General features: G+C 61.4%; 4 protein-coding genes. 1 reads left to right on the plus strand and 3 read right to left on the minus strand.

Annotation, left to right across the window (positions count from 1 at the left end):
- The 3 genes from hutU to hutC form a co-directional block, all read right to left on the minus strand.
- On the minus strand, window positions 1–1,436 hold a 1,436-nt coding region (hutU, locus tag D8U70_RS13005; RefSeq protein WP_130929038.1), incomplete at its 3' end, for a urocanate hydratase.
- Window positions 1,437–1,834: 398 nt separating this feature from the next.
- Window positions 1,835–2,407, minus strand: coding sequence for a HutD family protein (locus D8U70_RS13010; protein WP_130929039.1), 573 nt, complete (start codon window positions 2,405–2,407; stop codon window positions 1,835–1,837).
- Entirely contained in the window at window positions 2,404–3,114 is a 711-nt protein-coding gene (gene hutC / locus D8U70_RS13015; protein ID WP_162999786.1) for a histidine utilization repressor, read from the minus strand. The genes D8U70_RS13010 and hutC overlap by 4 nt, the downstream gene beginning before the upstream one ends.
- A gap of 146 nt (window positions 3,115–3,260) precedes the next feature.
- On the opposite strand from hutC, the gene D8U70_RS13020 reads away from it, so the two are divergent.
- On the plus strand, window positions 3,261–4,618 hold a 1,358-nt coding region (locus D8U70_RS13020; RefSeq protein ID WP_130929109.1), incomplete at its 3' end, for a formimidoylglutamate deiminase.

The following is a 4,618-nucleotide window of genomic DNA, read 5'->3' on the forward strand; positions in this document are numbered from 1 at the left end:
GCGTTGAGCAGCGGCCAGTCGGAGACGGCGTCGGAACCGTCCTGCATCGATTCGGTTTCGCGGTTCGGGCTGGCGACCGAGCCGGAGTCGAGGTGGTCGCGGCCGATCACCACGGGTGCCGACAGCTCACCGCTACGGACCATTTCATTGAACGCCAGACCGAGCTTGGCGCGCTGGCCCAGACCGACCCAGCAGATACGCGCCGGCAGACCCTGGAAGCTGATGCGCTCACGGGCCATGTCCAGCCAGTTGTGCAGGTGCGCGTCGTCCGGGATCAGCTCTTTGACTTTGGCATCGGTTTTGTAGATGTCCTGCGGATCACCCGACAATGCCGCCCAACGGAACGGGCCGATGCCACGGCAAAACAGCGGACGGATGTAGGCCGGCACGAAGCCCGGGAAATCGAAAGCGTTTTCGACGCCTTCTTCCTGAGCCATCTGACGGATGTTGTTGCCGTAGTCGAAGGTCGGGATGCCTTGCTTCTGGAACTCCAGCATGGCTTTGACGTGCACCGCCATCGACTGCTTGGCGGCTTTGATCACAGCGGCCGGTTCGGTCTTGGCGCGGGCGCGGTATTCGTCCCAGCTCCAGCCGGCCGGCAGGTAACCGTTGAGCGGGTCGTGGGCGCTGGTCTGGTCGGTGACCATGTCCGGGCGCACGCCGCGCTTGACCAGTTCCGGGAGGATTTCCGCCGCGTTGCCGAGCAGCGCGATGGAAATCGCTTTGCCTTCTTTGGTGTATTTGTCGATACGCGCTAAAGCGTCGTCGAGGTCTTTGGCTTGCTCATCGACGTAACGGCTCTTCAGGCGGAAATCGATGCTGACCTGCTGGCATTCGATATTCAGCGAGCAGGCACCGGCCAGGGTGGCGGCCAGCGGTTGTGCGCCACCCATGCCACCGAGGCCTGCGGTCAACACCCAGCGACCCTTCAGGTCAGCGTTGTAATGCTGGCGGCCAGCTTCAACGAAGGTTTCGTAGGTGCCCTGAACGATGCCCTGGCTGCCGATGTAGATCCAGCTGCCGGCGGTCATCTGGCCGTACATGGCCAGGCCTTTGGCGTCGAGTTCGTTGAAGTGTTCCCAGCTCGCCCAGTGCGGCACCAGGTTGGAGTTGGCGATCAGCACGCGCGGCGCGTTGCTATGAGTCTTGAATACGCCGACCGGCTTGCCCGACTGCACCAGCAGGGTTTCATCGTCGTTCAGATTAATCAGGCTTTCAACGATCTTGTCGTAGCACTCCCAGTTCCGCGCAGCGCGGCCGATGCCACCATAGACCACCAGTTCTTTCGGGTTCTCGGCGACTTCCGGGTCGAGGTTGTTCATCAACATGCGCAGCGGCGCTTCAGTCAGCCAGCTCTTGGCGGTCAGCGTGTTACCGCGTGCGGCGCGGATCTGCACGTCACGAAACTTGTTGCTGTTCTGGGTATTGTCAGTCACGAAAAAGACTCCTCAGCGATCAATTCAAACCAACCCTGGCAGTGGGCAGCAGCCTGCGCGCTGTGCTGCGCGACAAGCGAATCAGTGGACGCTGCGGAGAGTCTCGGACGACTCATACGCATACGTCTTTACTTGTACATACAAGCATATGCAATCAAGCGGCCAACTTGCTGGAGGAGTGTTCAGGAAAAATCAGAGGTAGGGCTGGAGAGCGCCTGAATCGAGGGTTCTGGCGTGAATGAAATTTTCCGGGAGGAGATTCTGAGGAGATGCGGCTGGGCCAGGTCAGCGAGGTTTTGCGCCACGCTGGGGCGTTCGGTAACAAGTTGGTGCGCGGAAGGGAAACAAGAGTGGGGATGGCTTTTGTGGCGAGGGGATTTATCCCCTCGCCACAGGGGTCAGCTTTGGAGAAGTTCGACTATGCAGCAAGCGCCATGGGTGGAGACTTCGACCAGCCCACTGTTGCCGTCCAGTTGCAGGCAATCATGCCGACCGAGCTGCGAAACGCCGTCGCCAACACGCACGTCCATCAGCTCACTGACACTGAACACCAGCAGCGTCGATGCCGAGCTGAAAAACCGCTGCTCACCGTCCAGCCACTGCAATCGCGCGCTGTAACGTTGCGGCGCGTAGATCAGATTGAAGTCGCGAATCGCACCGCCGAGCAAGGTGCAGGACACTTGGCTTTCGCCGCTGAAAGCAAACGGGTCCTGGGGTAACAATGGCCGGGTATCGTCACCGTCGACGCACAAGGTCATGCCGTCGCCCTGCAACACGGTGATGACTCGCTGGTAACCGGCGAATGTCGAGAAACCGCCCGATTCGGTGATGTCGGCAATCGACAGGCGCCAGCCGAAACCGTCCAGGCCTGCGCCGGCATCGCGAGTGATTTCCTCGGTGCTGCCGCCGCCGTTTTTCCACGGCATGCGCGGGTAGCCTTCAGCGCGTAGAACCTTCACTTGATAATTCATTTATGAAAGCGCCCTTCCAGACGATGACGCGAGCCCGGGTGGATCAAACGCGCCGCCGTCACCGGTTGACGCCCCGACCAGGTTCGCCGGCGAATCAGCAGGCACGGCTCGCCCTTTTCAATCTGCAGCAATTTGCACTCCGACGGCTCGGCAAGAATCGCTTCGACCACGTGCTCGCCCTCGGTCAGCGGCGCGACCTGGTTGAGATAGGCATAAGGCGTTTGCAGGGTGAAATCCTGCTTGAGGTATTCCGGCGCGACCAGGGCGTTGACGAAACGGTCTTCGATTTGCACCGGAATGCCGTTTTCGTAATGCACGATCAGCGAGTGGAAGACCTTCTGGCCTTCGCGCATGTCCAGCGCCAGCGCGCGTTCGGAACCGGCGGCCTCTTCTTCGAGGGTGATGACCTGGCAGGTATGGCGATGGCCGCGCGAGGCGATTTCATCGGCGATGTTGTGCACCTCGAACAGCGCGGACTGGCTCTTCGGCTCGGCGACAAACGTGCCCACGCCTTGCATGCGCACCAGCAGGCCGTCGGCGGTCATCTCGCGCAGGGCGCGGTTGATGGTCATGCGGCTGAAGCCGAGCTGGCTGACCAGTTCGCTTTCGGACGGCACGCGGTAGTGCGGCGGCCAGTTACCGCTGTCGATCTGCTGGGTGATCATCTGTTTGACGCGGGCGTACAAAGGCGCCGGACTGTCGCCCATGTTCGCGGCCAACGGAGAAACTGGAGGCGGAGTCGGCACGGTTGATCCCTGTTCATTGGATGAAAGTGACTAGCTTGCCGGAGTTTACCGGGCAGGCAAACGTCTGTATATGTATATACAAATAACACACGATGGGGTGCCGAACGATGTCCGCCTTCTTTGCCGAACGCGCACTGCTGCCTGAGGGATGGGCCAACAATGTACGTCTCGAGGTCAGCGCCGATGGCCTGTTGACCCGAATCCACGCCGATTCCAGCGCAGACGGCGCCGAAGGCCTGCGCGGGCCGTTGCTGCCGGGAATGCCCAACCTGCACTCTCACGCCTTCCAGCGCGCCATGGCTGGATTGGCCGAAGTGGCCGGCAACCCCAACGACAGTTTCTGGACCTGGCGCGATCTGATGTACCGCCTCGTCGGAAAAATCAGCCCCGATCAGCTCGGCATCATCGCCCGTCAGCTGTACATCGAAATGCTCAAGGCCGGTTACACCTCGGTTGCCGAATTTCACTACGTGCACCACGACAGCAACGGCCAGCCGTACGCCGATCCGGCGGAACTGGCGTTGCGCATCAGCCAGGCCGCCAGCGAAAGCGGTATCGGCCTGACCCTGCTGCCAGTGCTCTACAGTCATTCCGGTTTCGGCGGGCAAACGCCCAACGATGGCCAGCGTCGCTTTATCAACAGCACTGAAAACTATCTGAATCTGCAAGCGCGTTTGCAGCCGTTACTGGCGCAGCAGAAGGCGCAATCGCTGGGCCTGTGTTTCCACTCGTTGCGTGCGGTGACGCCGCAACAAATCAGCGAAGTGTTGGCGGCCAGCGACAAACAATGCCCGGTGCACATCCACATCGCCGAGCAGCAGAAAGAAGTCGACGATTGCCTGAGCTGGAGCGGTCGCCGTCCGTTGCAATGGCTCTACGAGAACGCTGAAGTCGATCAGCGCTGGTGTCTGGTCCACGCCACCCACGCCAACCCGGAAGAAGTCACGCTGATGGCCAACAGTCGCGCGATCGCCGGGCTGTGCCTGACCACTGAAGCTAATCTGGGTGACGGAATTTTCCCGGCGGTGGACTTTCTTGCCCAGGGCGGGCGCATGGGTATCGGTTCCGACAGCCATGTGTCGCTGAGCGTGGTGGAGGAATTGCGCTGGCTGGAATATGGCCAGCGCCTGCGTGATCAGCGGCGCAATCGCTTGTATGGCGCGCAGCAGCCGATGGTCGGTCGCACCCTGTATGACGCGGCGCTGGACGGCGGTGCACAGGCGCTGGGGCAGCCGATCGGCGCGCTGGAAGTGGGCAAGCGCGCGGACTGGATTGTCCTGGACGGTAGCGATCCGTATCTGGCGACGGCTGCGGGGGACGGGATTCTCAATCGCTGGTTGTTCGCCGGCGGCGATCGTCAGGTGCGCGATGTACTGGTCAATGGTCAGTGGGTGGTGCGCGATGGCCGGCATGCCGGCGAAGAGCACAGCGCCCGAGCCTTCACCCGGGTCCTGCGCGATCTTTT

Origin of the sequence: Pseudomonas sp. Sample_20 (assembly GCF_004307585.1) — a bacterium.
Taxonomy (GTDB): Bacteria; Pseudomonadota; Gammaproteobacteria; order Pseudomonadales; family Pseudomonadaceae; genus Aquipseudomonas; species Aquipseudomonas atacamensis.